The organism is Bradyrhizobium sp. USDA 4503 (assembly GCF_054055815.1).
Genome location: NZ_JBSRXS010000001.1, coordinates 5,898,078 through 5,914,872 on the forward strand (window position 1 = coordinate 5,898,078; position 16,795 = coordinate 5,914,872).

10 protein-coding genes and 1 pseudogene are annotated in these 16,795 nt (G+C 67.7%); 2 read left to right on the forward strand and 9 right to left on the reverse strand.

What is annotated here, in order from left to right:
* Nucleotides 1-80 precede the first annotated feature (80 nt).
* The 5 genes from ACVMIH_RS28180 to ACVMIH_RS28200 all read right to left on the reverse strand — a co-directional run bounded on the left by ACVMIH_RS28180 (nucleotide 81) and on the right by ACVMIH_RS28200 (nucleotide 9,296).
* Nucleotides 81-1,145 (reverse strand): ATP-dependent DNA ligase, encoded by a 1,065-nt coding sequence (locus tag ACVMIH_RS28180; protein ID WP_456864172.1) that lies wholly within the window; start codon nucleotides 1,143-1,145, stop codon nucleotides 81-83.
* Nucleotides 1,146-1,241: 96 nt separating this feature from the next.
* A complete protein-coding gene (gene trxA / locus ACVMIH_RS28185; protein ID WP_016847387.1) occupies nucleotides 1,242-1,562 on the reverse strand; it encodes a thioredoxin in 321 nt (106 codons plus the stop codon).
* A 116-nt stretch (nucleotides 1,563-1,678) separates the two neighbouring features.
* Nucleotides 1,679-5,155 (reverse strand): double-strand break repair helicase AddA, encoded by a 3,477-nt coding sequence (addA, locus tag ACVMIH_RS28190; RefSeq protein ID WP_456864174.1) that lies wholly within the window; start codon nucleotides 5,153-5,155, stop codon nucleotides 1,679-1,681.
* Nucleotides 5,149-8,295 carry a double-strand break repair protein AddB gene (gene addB / locus ACVMIH_RS28195; protein ID WP_456864176.1) on the reverse strand — a complete coding sequence of 1,049 codons (3,147 nt, stop codon included), beginning with the start codon at nucleotides 8,293-8,295 and terminating at the stop codon, nucleotides 5,149-5,151. Before addB ends, addA begins: the two co-directional genes overlap by 7 nt.
* A gap of 80 nt (nucleotides 8,296-8,375) precedes the next feature.
* Nucleotides 8,376-9,296 carry a LysR family transcriptional regulator gene (locus ACVMIH_RS28200; RefSeq protein ID WP_456864178.1) on the reverse strand — a complete coding sequence of 307 codons (921 nt, stop codon included), beginning with the start codon at nucleotides 9,294-9,296 and terminating at the stop codon, nucleotides 8,376-8,378.
* A gap of 90 nt (nucleotides 9,297-9,386) precedes the next feature.
* Here ACVMIH_RS28200 and ACVMIH_RS28205 point away from each other — a divergent pair, with 90 nt between their 5' ends.
* Together ACVMIH_RS28205 and ACVMIH_RS28210 are read left to right on the forward strand one after the other, a co-directional pair.
* Nucleotides 9,387-10,310 (forward strand): hypothetical protein, encoded by a 924-nt coding sequence (locus ACVMIH_RS28205; protein ID WP_456864180.1) that lies wholly within the window; start codon nucleotides 9,387-9,389, stop codon nucleotides 10,308-10,310.
* Nucleotides 10,307-11,320 carry a DUF2891 domain-containing protein gene (locus tag ACVMIH_RS28210; RefSeq protein WP_229192687.1) on the forward strand — a complete coding sequence of 338 codons (1,014 nt, stop codon included), beginning with the start codon at nucleotides 10,307-10,309 and terminating at the stop codon, nucleotides 11,318-11,320. Before ACVMIH_RS28205 ends, ACVMIH_RS28210 begins: the two co-directional genes overlap by 4 nt.
* A 12-nt stretch (nucleotides 11,321-11,332) precedes the next feature.
* Here ACVMIH_RS28210 and ACVMIH_RS28215 read toward each other — a convergent pair whose 3' ends face one another.
* The 4 genes and pseudogenes from ACVMIH_RS28215 to ACVMIH_RS28230 form a co-directional block, all read right to left on the reverse strand.
* On the reverse strand, nucleotides 11,333-12,055 hold the full coding sequence (locus ACVMIH_RS28215; protein ID WP_057020444.1) for a nucleotidyltransferase family protein: 723 nt from the start codon (nucleotides 12,053-12,055) through the stop codon (nucleotides 11,333-11,335).
* 125 nt (nucleotides 12,056-12,180) lie between these two features.
* Nucleotides 12,181-12,501 carry a PilZ domain-containing protein gene (locus ACVMIH_RS28220; protein ID WP_028337556.1) on the reverse strand — a complete coding sequence of 107 codons (321 nt, stop codon included), beginning with the start codon at nucleotides 12,499-12,501 and terminating at the stop codon, nucleotides 12,181-12,183.
* 87 nt (nucleotides 12,502-12,588) lie between these two features.
* Nucleotides 12,589-14,112, reverse strand: coding sequence for a tRNA (adenosine(37)-N6)-threonylcarbamoyltransferase complex ATPase subunit type 1 TsaE (gene tsaE, locus ACVMIH_RS28225; RefSeq protein ID WP_076833817.1), 1,524 nt, complete (start codon nucleotides 14,110-14,112; stop codon nucleotides 12,589-12,591).
* Nucleotides 14,109-16,620, reverse strand: a pseudogene (locus ACVMIH_RS28230) (ATP-binding protein). Before ACVMIH_RS28230 ends, tsaE begins: the two are co-directional and overlap by 4 nt.
* Nucleotides 16,621-16,795: the final 175 nt, after the last annotated feature.

Genomic DNA, 16,795 nt, shown 5'->3' on the forward strand with positions numbered 1-16,795 from the left:
TCCCTCCTGAGGGCCATTTGATCCCTCAACATCGACTGCCTGTCCGGGTTCCTATTCGCTGCACCGCAACGGCAGTGCCGTTATCCCCTCAACAGCTTCATCGAGTCGGCCGCCTTCTGCTTCAGTTGCTCGAACGAGCATTGCTTCGGCGCCTTGTCCGGACGCCAGCGCAGGATCGAGGTGCCGTGGCGGAAACGATCGCCACTGAAATGGTCGTAGCAGACCTCGATCACGAGCTTCGGCTTCAGCGGACACCATTGCGCCGAGCGCTCGGTCGACCACCGGCTCGGGCCGCCCGGCGCATTCCCGGTAAAGCCGGGCTTGGCAATCAACGGCTCGAGACGGTCGGTGAGCGCCGCCTTGTCCTGTTGCCTGATTGCGGAGGTGAAGCCGACATGATGCAACAAACCATCGTCGTCATAGAGGCCGAGCAGCAGCGAGCCGACCACTTGGCGGTCGCCGATCCTGTTGGTGGCGTAGCGAAAGCCGCCGACCACACAGTCGGCGCTCCTGAACCTTTTGATCTTCTGCATGCCGTCGCGATTGCCGGCCTGATAGGGCAGGTCTAGGCGCTTGGCGATCACGCCGTCGAAGCCGCCGCCGGATCGCGCCAGCCATTTCCCGGCAAGCGCGTAGCTCGTCGTCGCGGGAGACAGCCGAAAGCTGGAATTGGATTTCAATTGCGACCTGGCGAACGCCTCGAGCTGCGGTCGTCGTTCGCTCAAGGGCTGGCCGGAAAGCTTCTTCCTGGTTGGCGAGGCCAAGAGATCGAACGCCAGAAACAAGGCGGGCGTTTCCTGTGCGAGCCGCGTCACCCGGCTGGCGGCAGGATGGATGCGCTGCAGGAGATCGTCAAAGGAGAACGTTCGGCCGTGCGGCACCACGATCTCGCCGTCGAGCACGAATGACGTTGCCTTCACGCTCAGCGCCGCGGCGACCAGCTCCGGGAAGTAGCGGCCGAGATCTTCGCCGGATTTCGAGCGCAGGTCGACTTTGCGGCCTTCGCGTTTCAGCAGGCAGCGGAAGCCGTCCCACTTGGGTTCGTACTGCCACTCCTTCCCGCGCGGGATGGCATCGACCGAGCGCGCCTCCATCGCAACGAGCGGCGTGGACCTGGAAGCGGGCTTTTGACGCGGGGAGGGCAAGTGCCGGGACCTTCAAACGCAACACACACGGTCCCAACGCAAACGGCCGGCGAATCCGCCGGCCGTGCACGAATTTATTAATCAGAAGAAGCGGGATCAGACCGCAGCGGTGATCCACTGCTGCAGCTTGGCCTTCGGCGCGGCGCCGACCTGACGGGACGCCATCTCTCCGCCCTTGAAGATCATCAGGGTCGGGATCGACATCACGCCATACTTCGATGCGGTCTTCGGGCTCTCGTCGACGTTGAGCTTCACGATCTTGACCTTGTCGCCCATCGCGCCGGAAATCTCATCGAGAGCGGGCGCGATCATGCGGCAGGGGCCGCACCACTCGGCCCAGAAGTCGACGACCACCGGCCCGGTCGCCTTGAGCACTTCGGCTTCGAAATCGGCGTCAGAAACCTTGCCAACGGCCATGTGAGTACCTCGTTCGGTTGAGACAAAAGGGCGCGGTTGGGAATCGCGCCCGGGAGCATGGGTCAAACCTATGAACGCCCCCTTGCCGGGTCAAGCTTGCTCACGCCGACATGAACTTATGCCAGGGCGGCGTCCAGCGCGGGGGCGGAAATCTCCATGATTTCAGTCGTTTCGGTCCAGAGCAGGGCGGCCCGCACCGGCAGCTGGGGATAAAGCCTGGCGAGCACCGCGCGGTACAGCGCGAGCTGCCGGACGTAGCCCCTGGGCGCCTCGGCTGCCGTCCTGGGCGGAGCGTGGTTGGTCTTGAAATCGACGATCAGGACGTCGGTCGGCGTCACCACCAGGCGGTCGATCTGGCCCGACACCAGCGCCTTCGGCTGGCCCGGCCGCTCCAGCCGCCCGACGATCGAGACCTCGGCGCGGCTGCCGGGCGCGAACACGGCGGCAAAGCGCGGATCGCCGATCAGGCCGAGCACCTGATCGGCGAGCGCGACCTGCTCCTGTTCGCTCCAGCCGTCGGCATTGCGCGCGAGGAAGCCGAGCGCGGCGGCGCGCCGCCGCTCGAGGGCGACGTCGGGCAGCGACTGCAGCAGCCGGTGCACCAGCGTGCCGCGTTGCAGGGCGCGGGCGCGCAGCTGCACCGATTCGCCGGTTCGGATCGGATGGCTGTCGTCATCAGCCGGATCGGACGGACGCAGCATGCTCGCCGCCGATGCTTCCGGTACGGCCGGAGCCCGCAGCCAGGACGGCAATGCGATCGGCACCGCGGCCGCCGACGCAGTCGCACCGGTGAGATCGGCGACGTCATCCGGCCGCGAATAGCGCATCACCTTGCCGCCTGGCGTCTCCAGCTCCTCGAGCTTGAGCCCGGAATTGGCGAGCCCCTTGGTGATCAGATCGTACCAGGACGATTTCCGCACCGTGTTCATGTTGCCGGGCATGCAGCCGCCGACGATCAGCCGGTCGGCGGCGCGGGTCATCGCGACATAGAGCAGGCGGCGATACTCGTCCTCGGTGTCGCCGAGCATCGCCTTGCGCGCCTCGGCGACGCCGGGCGGATCCTCGGCCTTCTTGCCGGCCCACACCACGAGGCCGGGCGCGTTCGGCGCGGCGTTGCCCTGCGGCAGATGGATCAGCCGCAGCCGCTGCGTGTCCGACGGCGAGGTCGTGGTGTCGACCAGGAACACCACCGATGCCTCGAGGCCCTTGGCGCCGTGCACGGTCATGACGCGGACCTCGTCGCGCGAAATCTCCATGTCGCGCTTCACTTCGGTGTCGGCGGCGCGCAGCCAGGCGACAAAGCCCTGCAGCGAGGCCGGCGCCTTGCGCTCGTAGCTCAGCGCAAGCTCGAGGAACTCGTCGAGCGCGTCGTTCGCCTCATGGCCGAGCCGGCGCAGGATGCGCGCCCGCCCGCCATCGCCGCCGAGCAGCCAGGCGTAGAACGCGAACGGCGTCTCTTGGGTGAAGCGGCGCTCGCATTGTTCGAGACGGCGCAGCGCGGCCGAAAATTGCTCATCGGTGGGTGCCTGCGCGGCCAGTGCCTCGCGCAGCGAGCCGCGACGCTGGTACGCCAGCTTGAATAGATCGTCGTCGTCGAGGCCGAACAGCGGGCTCTTCAACGCCACCGCCAGCGCGAGATCGTCCTGCGGCAGCAACAGCGCATCGGCGAGGTTCATCAGGTCGATGATCGCGATGTGCTCGGTCAGCTTCAGCCGGTCGGCGCCGGCGACCGGGATGCCCGCGTGCTTCAGCGCCTGGATCACCGCGTCGAAGGCGTTGCCGCGCCGCCGCACCAGGATCAGCATGTCGCCGTAGCTGAGCGGCCGCCGTCCGCCGGTGCTGCCGGTCATGGTGCCGCTGGCAACGAGGCGCTTGATCTCGGCCTGGATGCGACGCGCCAGTTTCACCTCGGGGCTGGTCACCGACACGCCGTCGAACGGCGCGCGCCAGCCCTCGATATCCTGGCGATCGTCGGCCACGGCGAGATCCCAGAGCTCGATCTGGCTGGGGCCGGCATCGGCCATCGCGTTGTGGATCGGGTAGCCGTTCTCGATCGCATGAATGCTGCGGAAGATCTCCTGCTCGCGGAACACATGGTCGACCGAATGCAGGATCACCGGCCCCGAGCGGAACGAATAGGTGAATGACACCGGGTCGAATTTCAGCCCGGCTTCCTCGAACCGCCGCTTCAGCTCGCGCCGGCGCAGGTCGAATTCGCGCGGCGCCGCGCCCTGGAACGAGAAGATCGACTGCTTCTCGTCGCCGACCGCGAACACGGTGCGCACCAGGCCGTCGCGCGCGCCGGCGCCGGAGGTGAATTCCGAGATGATGTGCGCGACGATGTCCCATTGCCGCGGGCTCGTATCCTGCGCCTCGTCGATCAGCACGTGATCGACGCCGCGGTCGAGCTTGTAATGCACCCAGCCCGACGAGACGCGGTCGAGCATCGCCAGCGTCTTGTCGATCAGATCGTCATAGTCGAGCAGGCCGCGTTCCAGCTTCTCGCGCCGGTAGTGCGCGGCGGCCGCGGTCGCGATGTGGATCAGCGCCTCGGTGCGGTCGCGCGCGACCACGGCGCGGCGGCGCTCGATCAACGGACCGAGACGGTCGACCTCCGCCTCGAACCGATGGCCCGCGACCGCATTCTTCTTGATGAAACTGTTGGTGACGACAGACGCGCGGGGGGCGCGTTCATCGGTCAGGAAGACGCCGAGATATTCGTCGACCTGGGCTGCACCGGTGAAGGTCAGCGCGCTCCGCAGCCGTTGGGCCTGCTTCTGATCCGCCTTGCTGCTGGTATCGAGCAGCATCGCCATCTCCTTCCAGCTCGCGCGCGCCAGGTGCGGCCCGTCGACGATCTCGCGCTCGACCTCCTCGATGCGAATGTCAGAGGAGACGCCGAGCGCGGCCGACATCTGCGCTGCGGCGGCCGCGGCGTTGCCGGCGGCATCGGTCCAGGCCATGAAATGGTCGCGGCTGAGGCAGGCTTCGCGGACCACCTCCTTGAAAGTGACGTCGGCGGCATTTGCCATCGCCGTCCGCAGCGCGCGGCCGATCGGACTGTCGGGAATCCGCGACGCTTCGAGGAACACCGCGAGGTTGGCGCGCTCCATCATCTCGTTCTGGTCGCGATCGTCGAGCACGGCAAAGCGCGCCGGCACGTTGGCCTCGAACGGAAACTGCTGCAGCAGGCGGGTGCACAGCGCGTGGATGGTCTGCACCTTCAAGCCGCCGGGGGTCTCCAGCGCGCAGGCAAACAGTTTGCGCGCCTCGCGCCGCAACGTGGCGGAAGGATGGGCAATGCCGGCCTCGCGGATCGCGGCATCGAGCCCGGCGTCATCGAGCGTCACCCAATGGCCGAGCGTCGTGAAGACGCGCTCGGCCATGTTCGCGGCAGCCGCCTTGGTGAAGGTGATGCAGAGGATCTTTTCCGGCGGCACGCCCGACAGCAGCAGCCGGATCACGCGCTGCACCAGCACGTGGGTCTTGCCCGAGCCGGCGTTGGCCGACACGAAGGTCGACGCTTTCGGATCGGACGCGCGCGCCTGCGCGTCGCGCACGGCGGGCGGAATCGGACGGGGCGCCTTCACCATTCCTCGATCCCCAGGCCGCCGGCGGCGGACCATTCCTTGATGCGTGCGAGGTCGTCATAGGCGCCGTAGCGGTTCGCCCACATCGAGAGGTTCAGCGAGGTGTAGGCCTGCTGCTCGTCGTCGAAGGCGCGGATCAGGGCCTCGAGCTTGCGCCGCGCGCTGTCGGCGGCCTCATCGGGCGGCTGCGGCGTGTCGTTGGTCTTGATCTTCAGCTCCAGCGAACGCTGCTCGCCCGGCGGATTGTTGCCGCTCAGCCTGACATAGACGAGGTCGCCGACCGAGGAGTCGGCCGGGATGTCGGCGAAGCCGCCCTCGCGCAGGATCGCGGCTTCCAGGGTGAGCTGCGGCGACAGGCCCATGCGCACCTGCTTGCCGGTCGGCGGCTGGCCGGTCTTGTAGTCGAGGATCGCAAAGCTGCCGTCATCGCGCCGCTCGATGCGGTCGGCGCGCGCCGAGAGCGTGAAGGTCCTGGCATCGTCGAGCGGGATGCCGATCTCGCCGCGGATCTCGGCCTTGATGGCCTCGATCTGGCCGCGCCGGGCCTGCTCCCATTCGGCAAACCATGTTGCGATGCGCTGGAAGCGCGGCCACCACAGCGCTCGCGCCTCGGGCCGCTCCATCAGCGGCGCAAAATATTTGGCCCCGATCTCGCGCAACGTGAGCAGGGTGTTGGCAGGCAGCGCGTCGGCATAGACCTGCGTGAACTCGCCGAGCGCCTCGTGGATCGCCGAGCCGCGATCGGCCGCCGACAACGGCATGTCGACGGGGTCGAGCGGATCGAGCCGCAGGATGTAGCGCGCATAGATCGTGTAGGGATCGCGCAGCCAGTCCTCGATCGCGGTGACAGACATCTTCAGCGGACGTGCCTCGCGCGGCGGCCGCGGCTCCGGCTGCGGGATCGGCTCGACCTTGTCGGGCCGGTCGAGCTCGGCGGCATATTGCACGTAAGTTTCGCCGGCCGATGTCGCGGCCTTCCAGCGCGCCTCGCCGGCGACCGCTTCGAGCCGATGCAGGAAGCGCGAGGCGACCGCCGGCGCACCGCCGACTTTTGCGGCGTGGGTGAGGATCACCTCGTCATGGCCGAGCAGCTGCGCAAAGTCGTGCGCGGAAAGGCCGATGCGGCGCTCGGGAAGGTCGAGCCCGAGCTCGTGCCGCATCGGCCGGCTCAGCCACGGATCGATCCGCGGCGCCGGCGGCCAGACGCCCTCGACCAGGCCGCCGAGGATGACGCGATCGGATTCGGTTAGACGGGCTTCGAGCTGGCCGAAGATGTTGAGCTGCGCGCGCGCCGATTCCGGCCGCCGCACCATGCGGTCGGCGAACGCGGTCTGGAACACCTCGGGATAATCGGCGAGCGGCGTCATCAGCCCGCTCGGCTGCTGCTTGGCGAGCAGCTCGTCGAACGCAGACGCCAGCGACGCACCGGCGCGCTCCTCGAACACGACCGCAACGCCGTTCTGGTCGCCGGACAGCGCGATCAGGGCCTCGCGGTGGCGCGCGGCCAGCTCCGCGAAATCATAGGGTTTTGACGACGCCATGCCTTCGAGCGGCGCCAGCGCCGCCTGCAATCTGGCGATCAGGTCCTGCGCCCGGTTGAGCTCGTTGTCGCGCAGCCGGGCGCGCGGCTCCATGGCGTGCAGCGACGAGGTCTCGCCGCCGTGCAGTTTGACCAGCTCGGCGCGGAAGCGCGCGAAGTCGCGGGCGAGGCCGCCGGTCCCGGCTTGCGGCCGCGTGCCGCGGAGCAGCGCGATCTCCAGCACCTCGATCGCGCGCCGCAGCGCGCCACGCGAACCGCCGAGCCGGAACAGCGGATGCTTGAGCAGCGCGAGCAGCGTCGGCGGCTCCAGCCCCTTGGCCGCCGCCTCCGCGGTCAGGCGGGCGAACACGCCGGCCGGCGTCTCGATCAGCGCATCGCCGCCGGAATCGTCGAACTCGAGCTTCCAGCGCGTCAGCGACGCCATCACGCGGCGCGCCAGCGCGCGATCCGGCGTCACCAGCGCGGCCGATTTGCCGAGATGCCGCGCCTCGCGCATCGCCACCGCGATCGCCAGCGCCTCCATTTCCGGATTGGGCGCCTCGACCACGGTGAGGTTGGTCATCCCGGCGGAAATCCGCGCCACGATCTCCGGCCGTTCCAGCCGGTCGTGCCACTGCGCGGTCGCGGTCGAGGGACGCATCGTCTCCGACACCAGCACCTCGCGGCCGAGCGGCGCCGGCTCGGCAAGGCTCTCGACGTCGCGGCGCTTGATGCCGAAGCGGTCGAGCAAGGCGTGCATCGCGAATTGCGGATGGTTCGACGAGGGCGGCGTTACGAACCTGCCGTCGTCGCCGCGCTCGCCGCCGATCGTGTCCCAGGAGTCCTCGTCGAGATCGGTGTCGAGCCCGGGCAGCACCACAGCACCGTTCGGCAGCTTCGCCACCGCGTGCAGGAATTTCGCCGTCGCCGGCATCGAGCCGGTCGAACCGGCCGCGATCACCGGGCCCGCGTGGTGCGCGGTCAGCCGCGCCGCCTCCGCCTCGATCAGCAGATCGCGGCGCGCGGCGGGTTCGATCCGGCCGATCTCCTTGAGGTAGCTGGGCCAGGCCTCGCGCGCGATGCGCAGGAAGTCGAGCGAGTGCTGCCAGTATTTGTCGAGCTGGTCCGGCACCAGGCGGTCGAGCGCGCGCCAGTCGACGCGGCGCGTCACCATGTCGTCCATCAGCCGCGCCAGATCGCCAGCGAGTTGCAGCGTCGAGGCCGGCCCGCCGACCACCAGCGGCGCCGATACCGGCGTCTTCGCCCAGGCGGCGACCAGATGCGCCAGCGTCAGCCGGCGCTCGAGCTCGCCCAGCCTTGGCGGAATCTCCAGCGGCGCGGCGCCGCCGACGTCCTCGCTTTGGTCGGCGAAGGCGAGTTCGTCCTCATCGATGTCGCCAAGCGCGACGATGCGCGGCAGCACGGCGGCGTCCGACTCGAGCACATCGAGGAAGATTTCCCGCGCCAGCCGCCCGGCACGGCGAGTCGGCAGATACAGCGTGGCGTTGGCGAGCCTTGCCGGATCGCTCTGCGCCTCGAATCCCGCGACCAGCCGGCCATCGACCAGCGCCGAGATGACGGTCCGCAGGAACGGCGCAGAAACGGGAACACTGAAGACGCGCATGGGCTGCCTGATTCGAATCCGGCGCCAATATAGGGAGCGGCGACCGTCGTTAGCCACCCCTGTCAGAGAACCGTCACCGCTCAATATCGCAGTCGGCCGGCGCAGCGATCGGCGGCATCCAGGAACCAGCGCAGCGCCGGATCCTGGGCGGCGCGGCTCGTATGGATCAGGTCGATCGCGAAGGCGGGGATGTCGATCGGCGGCGCGACGACGGCAATGTCGGCCAGATGCGTGAAGCGCCGGGCGACGCGCTCGGCCATCGTGGCGATCAGATCGGTGCCGGCCACGGCGAACGGAACGGCCACCACATGCGCAAGCGTCACCGCCACCCGTCGCTTCAGTCCATGGCGCGCCAGCAGCGCGTCGATCACGCTCGGCAGGCCATCGCCGCCGGCCGCCGAGAACAGCGCGTGCGGCAAGGTCGCGTAATCTTCCAGACTGAGGCGCTCCGATCGGTTCGTGCGTGCATCGCGGGCGCAGACGAAGCGTTCCTCGAACAGCCGGTGCCGGACACAGCGCGGCGAGTCGGGCAGTTGCCCGCCGATCAGGGCATCGAGTTCGCCGCGCTCCAGCTTCGCCAGCGCCACCGTCGCATCGGTGAGCGGGCGCACGGCAAGGTCAATGCCGGGCGCTTCGATGCGCAGCAGCCGGGTCAGTTCCGGCACCACAACGAGATCGCCATAGTCGGTCGCGGCGATGGTGATGCGCCGTCGCGCGATCGCCGGATCGAAGCCCTGATCGGGTACCAACGCGCTCCGGATCTGCCGCAGCGCTTCGCCGATCGGCCCGGCCAGCGCCAGCGCCTTTTCGGTCGGCTGCATGCCCGCGCCGGCACGCAGGAACAGTTCGTCCGCAAACAGCGCACGCAGCCTTCGCAACGCGCTGCTCATGGACGGCTGGGCGAGCCCGACGCGCTCGGCCGCCCGGGTGACGTGGCGCTCCTCCATCAGCGCTTCGAAGGCGACCAGCAGGTTGAGATCGACGGCGGATAAATTCATCATAGCAACAATGATTATAAGAATAATCGATTTCAACAATGATTTGCCCCGGCCTATGCTCATTGGCCGGACATGACGACGGGACCCAGGAATTTGGCGAGATTTGCGAGGCTGGTGCCAAGCGGGCCGACACTGCTGATTATCGGCGTGCTGGCAGGATTGGCTTTCCCCGCCTTGGCGGACGGCGCCCGCCCGCTGATGGCGGCGGCGATCTTCGTTCTGGTGCTCGGCACCTTCCTCCAGGTCGACGGCACGGCGTTCCGGCGCGCGTTGCGGCGGCCGCTGGTCTGGCTGCTGTTGCCGGCGCTGGCCATGCTGGCGAGCCCGCTTGCAGTCGGCCTTGCCGCGCGCGGCGCCGGCTTTCGACCCGAGCTGATCGTCGCATTGGTGCTGTCGGTGTGTGCGCCACCGTCGAGCGGCACGGCGGCCGTCGCGCGCATGCTCGGCTTCGATGCGACCATTCCGCTTGCCGTGACGCTGCTGTCGATGGCGCTGGCGCCGGTTACCGTGCCACTGATCGCCGCGGGATTTGCCGGTCTCGCGCTCGATCCGCTGGCGCTTGCGACGCGGCTGGTCTTCCTGGTTGGCGGCGCCGGCGCGTTGGCGTTGCTGTTGCGCCGTCAGGCCGCTGCACGATTGGTGCAGCATGCGCGCATCATCGACGCGCTCGTGCTGGCCTCGCTGCTGCTGTTCGCGATCGCCACCGTGGCCGGGGTGCGCACCCAGATCGAAGCGCAACCGGCCGCCGCGTTCACCTGCGTCGGCCTTGCCTTCGCCTGCAATCTTGCCCTGCAATTGTGTGGCGCGCTGCTCACGCCGGGCAATCTGGCTGCACGGCTGACAAGTGGCCTCATTCTCGGCAACCGCAATGTCGGATTGGTCTGGTCGGCGATGGGCGCTGCGGTGTCGCCGATGACGGCGTTGTTCTTCGCCGCCACGCAGTTTCCGATCTATATGACGCCGCGGCTGATCGAGATGCTTGTTCGCCGCGAGCGCAAGGAGAATGCCTCACCATGAGCGCGACGATCTTGACCGAAGACCTCGCCGTCCGTTTCGCGCGCATCGCGCTCGGCCATGTCACGCGCGAATATCCGAACAAGCCCGATCACGTGCTGGCGGGGCCGCAGGATGCGCGCACGCCGCGCGAGCTGCATCCGGTGTTCTTCGGCAGCTACGACTGGCATTCCTGCGTCCACAGCTACTGGATGCTTGCCCGGCTGCTGCGCCGCTATCCCTCATCCGAGGCGGCGGACGATATCCGCGCGCTGTTCGACGCGCAGTTCGTTGCGGAGAAGATCGCGGCGGAATGCAGCTATCTCGCCGCCCCGACCGCGCGCGGCTTCAAGCGGCCTTACGGCTGGGGCTGGCTATTGAAGCTCGCCGCAGAGCTCTCGCTCGTCGAGAACACCAACTGGCGCGATCGGATCGCTCCGCTCGCCGAGATCTTCGCGCAGCGCTACCGCGATTTCCTGCCGCTCGCCACTTATCCGGTGCGGGTCGGCACCCATTTCAACACCGCGTTCGGACTGCGCATGGCAGCCGACTACGCCGCGGTGACACAGGACGATGCGCTCAGTGCGCTGTTGCGCGACACAGCGCTGCGCTGGTACGGCGCCGATCAGGACTGCCCCGCCTGGGGTGAGCCGAGCGGTGATGACTTCCAGTCGTCCGCGCTGATCGAAGCGGAGTGCATGCGCCGGCTGCTGGCACCGGGTGACTTCCTGCCCTGGTTCGACCGCTTCCTGCCGCGGCTCGAGCTGCGCGAACCCGCAACCCTGTTCCGGCCCGCCACGGTCACCGATCGCTCGGATGGCAAGCTGGCACATCTCGACGGGCTCAATCTCAGCCGCGCATGGTGCTGGCGGGCGCTGGCCGGTGCGTTGCCGGCGGCCGATGCGCGCCGTCCGATCCTGCAGGATGCCGCGCGCCGGCATCTCGACGCCGGCCTGCCGCATATCGCCAGCGACTATATGGGTGAACACTGGCTTGCGAGCTTCGCGGTGCTCGCGATCGACGCCGATGGCTGACGAAGGCGCCGCCTACGCGACGCTTTCCAGGTAAGCTTCTTCCGCAGCCTGGATCGCGTCCGGAGTGCCGACATGCATCCAGACGCCGTCGAGGCGCAGGCCGAACAGCCGCTCCTGCTCGTTGGCGCGGTCGAACATCTTGGTCAGCGAGAACTCGCCGGCCGGCGCGTCGGCGAACAGCGCAGGCGACATGATCGCGGCGCCGGCATAGACGAAGGGCACCACCTGGTGCTCGCGCCGCTTGCGCAACGCGCCATCCGGCAACATCGAATAGTCGCCGCGCCCGCCATAGCCGATGCTCGTAGCGGTCGGCGCCATCAGCAGCAGGATATCCATCCGCGCGGGATCGAAGGTTTCCGCGAGCCGCGCCAGATTGGAGCGCACGCCGTCGATCCACATCGTGTCCGCGTTCAGATGATAGAACGGCGCATCGCCGAGCAGCGGCAATGCCTTCACCACCGCGCCGCCGGTGCCGAGCACCTGGTCGCGCTCGTCGGAGATGATCACGCGCGGACGGCTGCGGGGCTTGACGTGCTCGATGATCTGGTCGGGCAAATAGTGCACGTTCACGACCGCTTCGCTGACGCCGGCGCCGGCGAGCTTGTCGAGCACATGGTCGAGCAGCGGCTGGCCGGCGACGCTGACCAGCGGCTTCGGCATCGTGTTGGTCAGGGGGCGCATGCGCACGCCGAGGCCCGCAGCGAGCACCATGGCTTTATGGGGAGTGACGGGCATCTTCCGGATATTCTCGGTCATCATCTCTCATGCGCCGATCATATCACGGCGATTCGGCAAGCACATCAATCAGACGCCATAGTCACGAGACATGACGGCCGTAAGACGGCAATGACGACCCTGGCCTAGACGTCGGCAGCTTGCGTGCCGCGTCTGGCGGTTTTCTTCTTCTTGTCGCCTTGTTTGAGAAAGTTGACGCCGATCTGGTCGCCATTGACCCATGCCAGCTCGCAGCGGCGATAGGCCAATCCTGTGGACGACAGCAGCAGAAAGAACTCCTTCAGGTTCAGGCCCTCGACCGAGCCGTCGACGGAGAGCTTGGCGCCCGTCTCCGACACGTCTTCCATGGTGCAGTCGCGCCGCCAGGTGCCGTCGATGCCCATCATGTGCGCTGCTATGCCGCGCTCAAACGTGACACGATCGCCCTTGCGTCGTTCCGTCCCCATCGTGTGGTCCCGCTCCAGATCCGGCCGCGCCATGGATCAGGTGCGGGCTCCGCAACCTTAGGGGAGGCGAGGCTAATAACCCGTAAACTACGGTACTGGAGGAGGGACGTTGGCTTTGTACCAGATGCGGAAGCTGGTCAGCGCGGGGTGAGCCAGCGACCGCTCGAGATAGGTCCAGATCCGCGGCTGGTGCTTGAGATATTGCGGCTTGCCGTCGCGGCGGTTGAGTCGCGCAAAGGTGCCGAGCAGGCGGGTGTTGCGCTGCGCCGACATGATCGCATAGAGCTCGGCGAAGCCGGCCGGATCGAAGCTTTCATCGGTCGCGCGCCGCGCCTTGATGTAGCGGGTCAAGAGCGACAGCTCGAGCTGCTCGGGCACATCGATCCGGGCATCCTGCAGCAGCGACACCACGTCATAGGCCGCGGGGCCGAGCAGCGCGTCCTGGAAATCGATGACGCCGACGCGCAGGATGCCGGTGCGTTCGGCAAGCCAGATGATGTTCGGCGAATGGAAGTCGCGGATCACCCAGGTCTGCGGTGCGGCTGCGGGCTTCTCCAACAGGCCGCGCCACATCCCGAGAAATTCGGCGCGAAGCTCCTCGCTCGGCTGCGCGCCGCGGTCTGGCAGGTACCATTCCAACATCAGCCCGATCTCGATCAGCCAGGCGTCGATGTCGAACACCGGGATGTCGTAGCTCTCGTCCGACGTCAGCGGCAATTGCTCCGGCAGCACCTCGCGGTGCAGCGCCGCCAGCATGTCGACGGCGGCCTCGTAACGCTCGGCGATCGGCTGCGGTGGATCGCCCTCGATGACGCCTTCGGCGCCGAAATCCTCGGTGATGAGGAAGCCGGATCCGAGGTCGATGTGGCGGATCGCGGGCGCGGAGAAACCATGCTTGCGCAGGCCGTTTCCGATCGCGACGAACGGCCTGACGTCTTCGGCGAGATGCACCGCTGCGCTGTAGGACTGGCCGCTGTAGATCGCCGGGCCGTCGGGACGGCGCGGCGAATTCATCAGGATGACGGTGCCGTCGTCGTTGCGCAGCCGCGCATAGGAGCGTGTCGAGGCATCGCCCGGCATGCGTTCGCGCCGGGCATTGAGAAAGCCCGCGCGATCGAGGAACTGGCGCAGCTCGTTGAGCCGCGCGACCTTCGCCGCGCCCTTGCCATGGCCGGTGATCTCGGCCGCGCGTGCCGCCGATCCGAGCGCCGGGCGATGGCTGAACGCGATATCGATGCGGTCGGCGGGCATCGCGTCGGGCGCGCGCTCCGGCCACTCGATCAGCGCCACGATGTCGTCGGGCAGCGGTGAGAGCCCGATCTCCTCGAGCTCGCCGGCGTCGTTGATGCGGTAGAGGTCGGCGTGAACCAGCGGAAACGACGGCAGCTCGTAGCTCTGCGCCAGCGTGAAGGTCGGGCTCGGCACCTCCAGCGCGTCGTCGTCGGCGAGATAGCGGATCAACGCCCGCGCGGCCGTGGTCTTGCCGGCGCCGAGATCGCCGGACAGCGTGATGACGTCGCCGGCGCCGATCAGCAGCGCGAGGTCGGCCATCAGCTCTGCTGTCGCGGTCTCGTTCGCGAGCGCCACCGAGAATGTCGAGGTCGCCGTCATTCAGCAGCGTTGCGGTGTGCGGTCTGGTCGATCGGGAAGTCGCAGGTCACGGTCGTGCCGCGGCCTACGGTCGAATCGACGCGCACCCGTCCGCCATGGAGTTCGACGAAGGAGCGGACCAGCGACAGGCCAAGGCCCGCGCCGCGGTGCCGCGAGCCGTGCGAATGGCTCTCGAACCAGTTGAACACCTTGTCGCGCATCTCCGCCGGAATGCCGGGACCGGCGTCGGTCACCGCAAACACCACGCTGTGCTCGGTGCGGTGGGCGCTGATCGCGACGGTGGCGTCGTGCGGCGAGAAGCCGACCGCGTTGGCGAGCAGATTATACAGCACCTGCACCACGCGCCGCTCGTCGCCGACAAAGGCGCCGATGTCGGGCTCGATATCGACCTTGAGGGTGATGCGGTCGGTCGCGAGGCGATCCTGGATGCCTTCGGCGGCGGCTTCGATCGCCTGGCCGATATTGACCGGACCGAGCTCGAGCTTCATCGCGCCGGCGTCGATGGTGGCGAGATCGAGAATGTTGTTGGTGAGCGCCAGCAGCGCGTTGGTCGATTTGGTGACGTAGTCGAGATATTCGGCCTGCTTCGGCGTCAGCGGTCCGGTCGAGGGATCGCTGAGGAAATGCGCGAAGCCGATGATGGTGGTGAGCGGCGCGCGCAGCTCGTAGGAGACGTGGTGGACGAAATCCACCTTCATCTGGTCGGCGGCTTCCAGCGCCTCGTTGCGCTCGCGCAGCGCCCGCTCGACATTTTCGGTGTCGGTGATGTCCTGGAAGGCGAGCAGGGTCTTGCCGTCGGGCAGCGGGATGGTCATGCAATTCAGCACGCTGCCGTCCTTGCGCTCGAGCTTGAGCGCGACCTGGGCGCGGTTCTCGATCGCGGTGATCTGCTCGCGCAGCGTGCGCCAGGTCAGGGCGTCGTCGAACAGCGGCCGGCACAGTGCTTCCACCGCCTCGATATGCGGTTCGCCCTGCAGCGCGTCGGCCGGCAGCTTCCACATCTTGGCGAAGGGCGGGTTGAACAGTTCCGCGCGGCCGTTGCTGCCGAACACCGCGACCGCCTCGCCGAGATTGTCGAGGGTCTCGCGCTGCACCCGCGTCAGGCGGTCGTAGCGGCGCGCGAGGTCGAGGCTCTCGGTGACGTTGTCGAACAGATAGGTGACGCCGCCCTCGAGGTTCGGCGTGGTGACGACGCTGATGGCGCGGCCGTCGGGCAGGAACCAGGTATAGGTTTCGGATTCGACCGCGCGATAGGCCTCGTGCAGCTTGGCCTTCCATGCGCGGAAATCCGGCTGCTCGGGCAGCTTGCGGTTGGCGCGCAGCCGGTCCAGCACGCTGGAATCGTCGGGGTTGCCGTCGAGGAAGGCCTGATCGAGGCCCCACAGCCGCCGATAGGACTCGTTGTAGAAGGTGAGCCGCCGGTCGGCATCGAACACCGCGACGCCCGACGACAATTGGTCGAGGGTACGCCGGTGCGCTTCGACCATCCGCGCGATCGCCGCGCGCAACGCCGCAGCTTCGCTGGCGTCGATCGCGATGCCGGCGCTGCCGCCGGAGAGCTTGAGCGCCTGCACGTCGTAGATCCGCCGCTCGCCGCTGACGACGATCGGCAGCCGCGCGGCATAATTGGCATTGTCGTTCAGCGCGCGGGTCAATTCGCCGCGCTGGTCGCTTTCGAGCAGTTCGAGATTGCGCTGCAGCGCATCCGACACGCTCTTGCCTTCGGTGGCGCGGACATAGGCGGCGTTGGCGTAACGCAGATTGCCCTCGAGGCTCTTGGCCCAGATCGGCCATGGGCGCGGCGGCGGCGAAATCGCGCAGCAGCTCGGTTTCCTCCTGCAGCGCCTTGTAGCGCAGGTTGGACTCCGCGAGCTCGCGGCGCAGGCCGCCGAGCTCGCGGATCCGCACGATGGCCTGGCCGCCAATCGCGCGGCCCATCGCCTCGATGGCACGGCCGGCCGAGGTCGAGAGGTTGAGCAGGAACGCCTCGCCCTTCTCGCGCAGCGCGTCGACGGCGTGATCCATCTGCAGCGCCGGCTCGGGCGGCAGCCAGGTTCCGAAGGCGAGGACGCGTTGCGGCGATCCTTCCTGCGACATCACCAGCGAGATGTCGCCCGAGATCTGTGGCCGGTTGTCGCCCGCGGCCCAGGAGATCAGGACCTGCGGCTCGACGAACAGCAGCGCGCGCAGCCGGTCCGATTGCGCCTGCAGGTCCGTGATCTCGGACTGCAGCTGTTCCTCGTTCCTCGTCGCGCGCACGCGGGTGCGCATCAAGAGGATCGCGGCGACGGCCGAGAAGCCGACCAGCGCAAGCGACGTCGCGAGGACCGCGACCTCCTGGTGATTGAAGCCGAAATGATCCGACATCGCCTGGGCGACCGGGCTCTCGGCGGCAAACGCGGTGCGGGCCGGCAGCAATGCGGTGATGGCGAGCCCAATCATGCCGTCGCGCGCCAGTGAGGTGCATGACAGCAGGGTTCGACGCATTGCCGCGACTACGCCCGACATATGTTGCCCCAGAACGCACAAACCTTAAGGCATGATCCGGAAAAGAGGGGACCGGTGTTCCCTCACGGCAAACGTACGACGTTTGTCCGCCGATCATGCCCAAGCAGGACCAGACAGCCCGACGAAGACCCCCCGTCGTGCTCGAATCAAGACAGAATAGTCCCAACGGGACTCG

Bases quoted from the DNA above. Each gene is read 5' to 3' on its own strand.
- trxA (WP_016847387.1), bottom strand. From the start codon at position 1,562: ATGGCCGTTGGCAAGGTTTCTGACGCCGATTTCGAAGCCGAAGTGCTC.
- addA (WP_456864174.1), bottom strand. From the start codon at position 5,155: ATGGTGAAGGCGCCCCGTCCGATTCCGCCCGCCGTGCGCGACGCGCAG.
- addB (WP_456864176.1), bottom strand. From the start codon at position 8,295: ATGCGCGTCTTCAGTGTTCCCGTTTCTGCGCCGTTCCTGCGGACCGTC.
- ACVMIH_RS28200 (WP_456864178.1), bottom strand. From the start codon at position 9,296: ATGATGAATTTATCCGCCGTCGATCTCAACCTGCTGGTCGCCTTCGAA.
- ACVMIH_RS28210 (WP_229192687.1), top strand. From the start codon at position 10,307: ATGAGCGCGACGATCTTGACCGAAGACCTCGCCGTCCGTTTCGCGCGC.
- ACVMIH_RS28215 (WP_057020444.1), bottom strand. From the start codon at position 12,055: ATGCCCGTCACTCCCCATAAAGCCATGGTGCTCGCTGCGGGCCTCGGC.
- ACVMIH_RS28220 (WP_028337556.1), bottom strand. From the start codon at position 12,501: ATGGGGACGGAACGACGCAAGGGCGATCGTGTCACGTTTGAGCGCGGC.
- tsaE (WP_076833817.1), bottom strand. From the start codon at position 14,112: ATGACGGCGACCTCGACATTCTCGGTGGCGCTCGCGAACGAGACCGCG.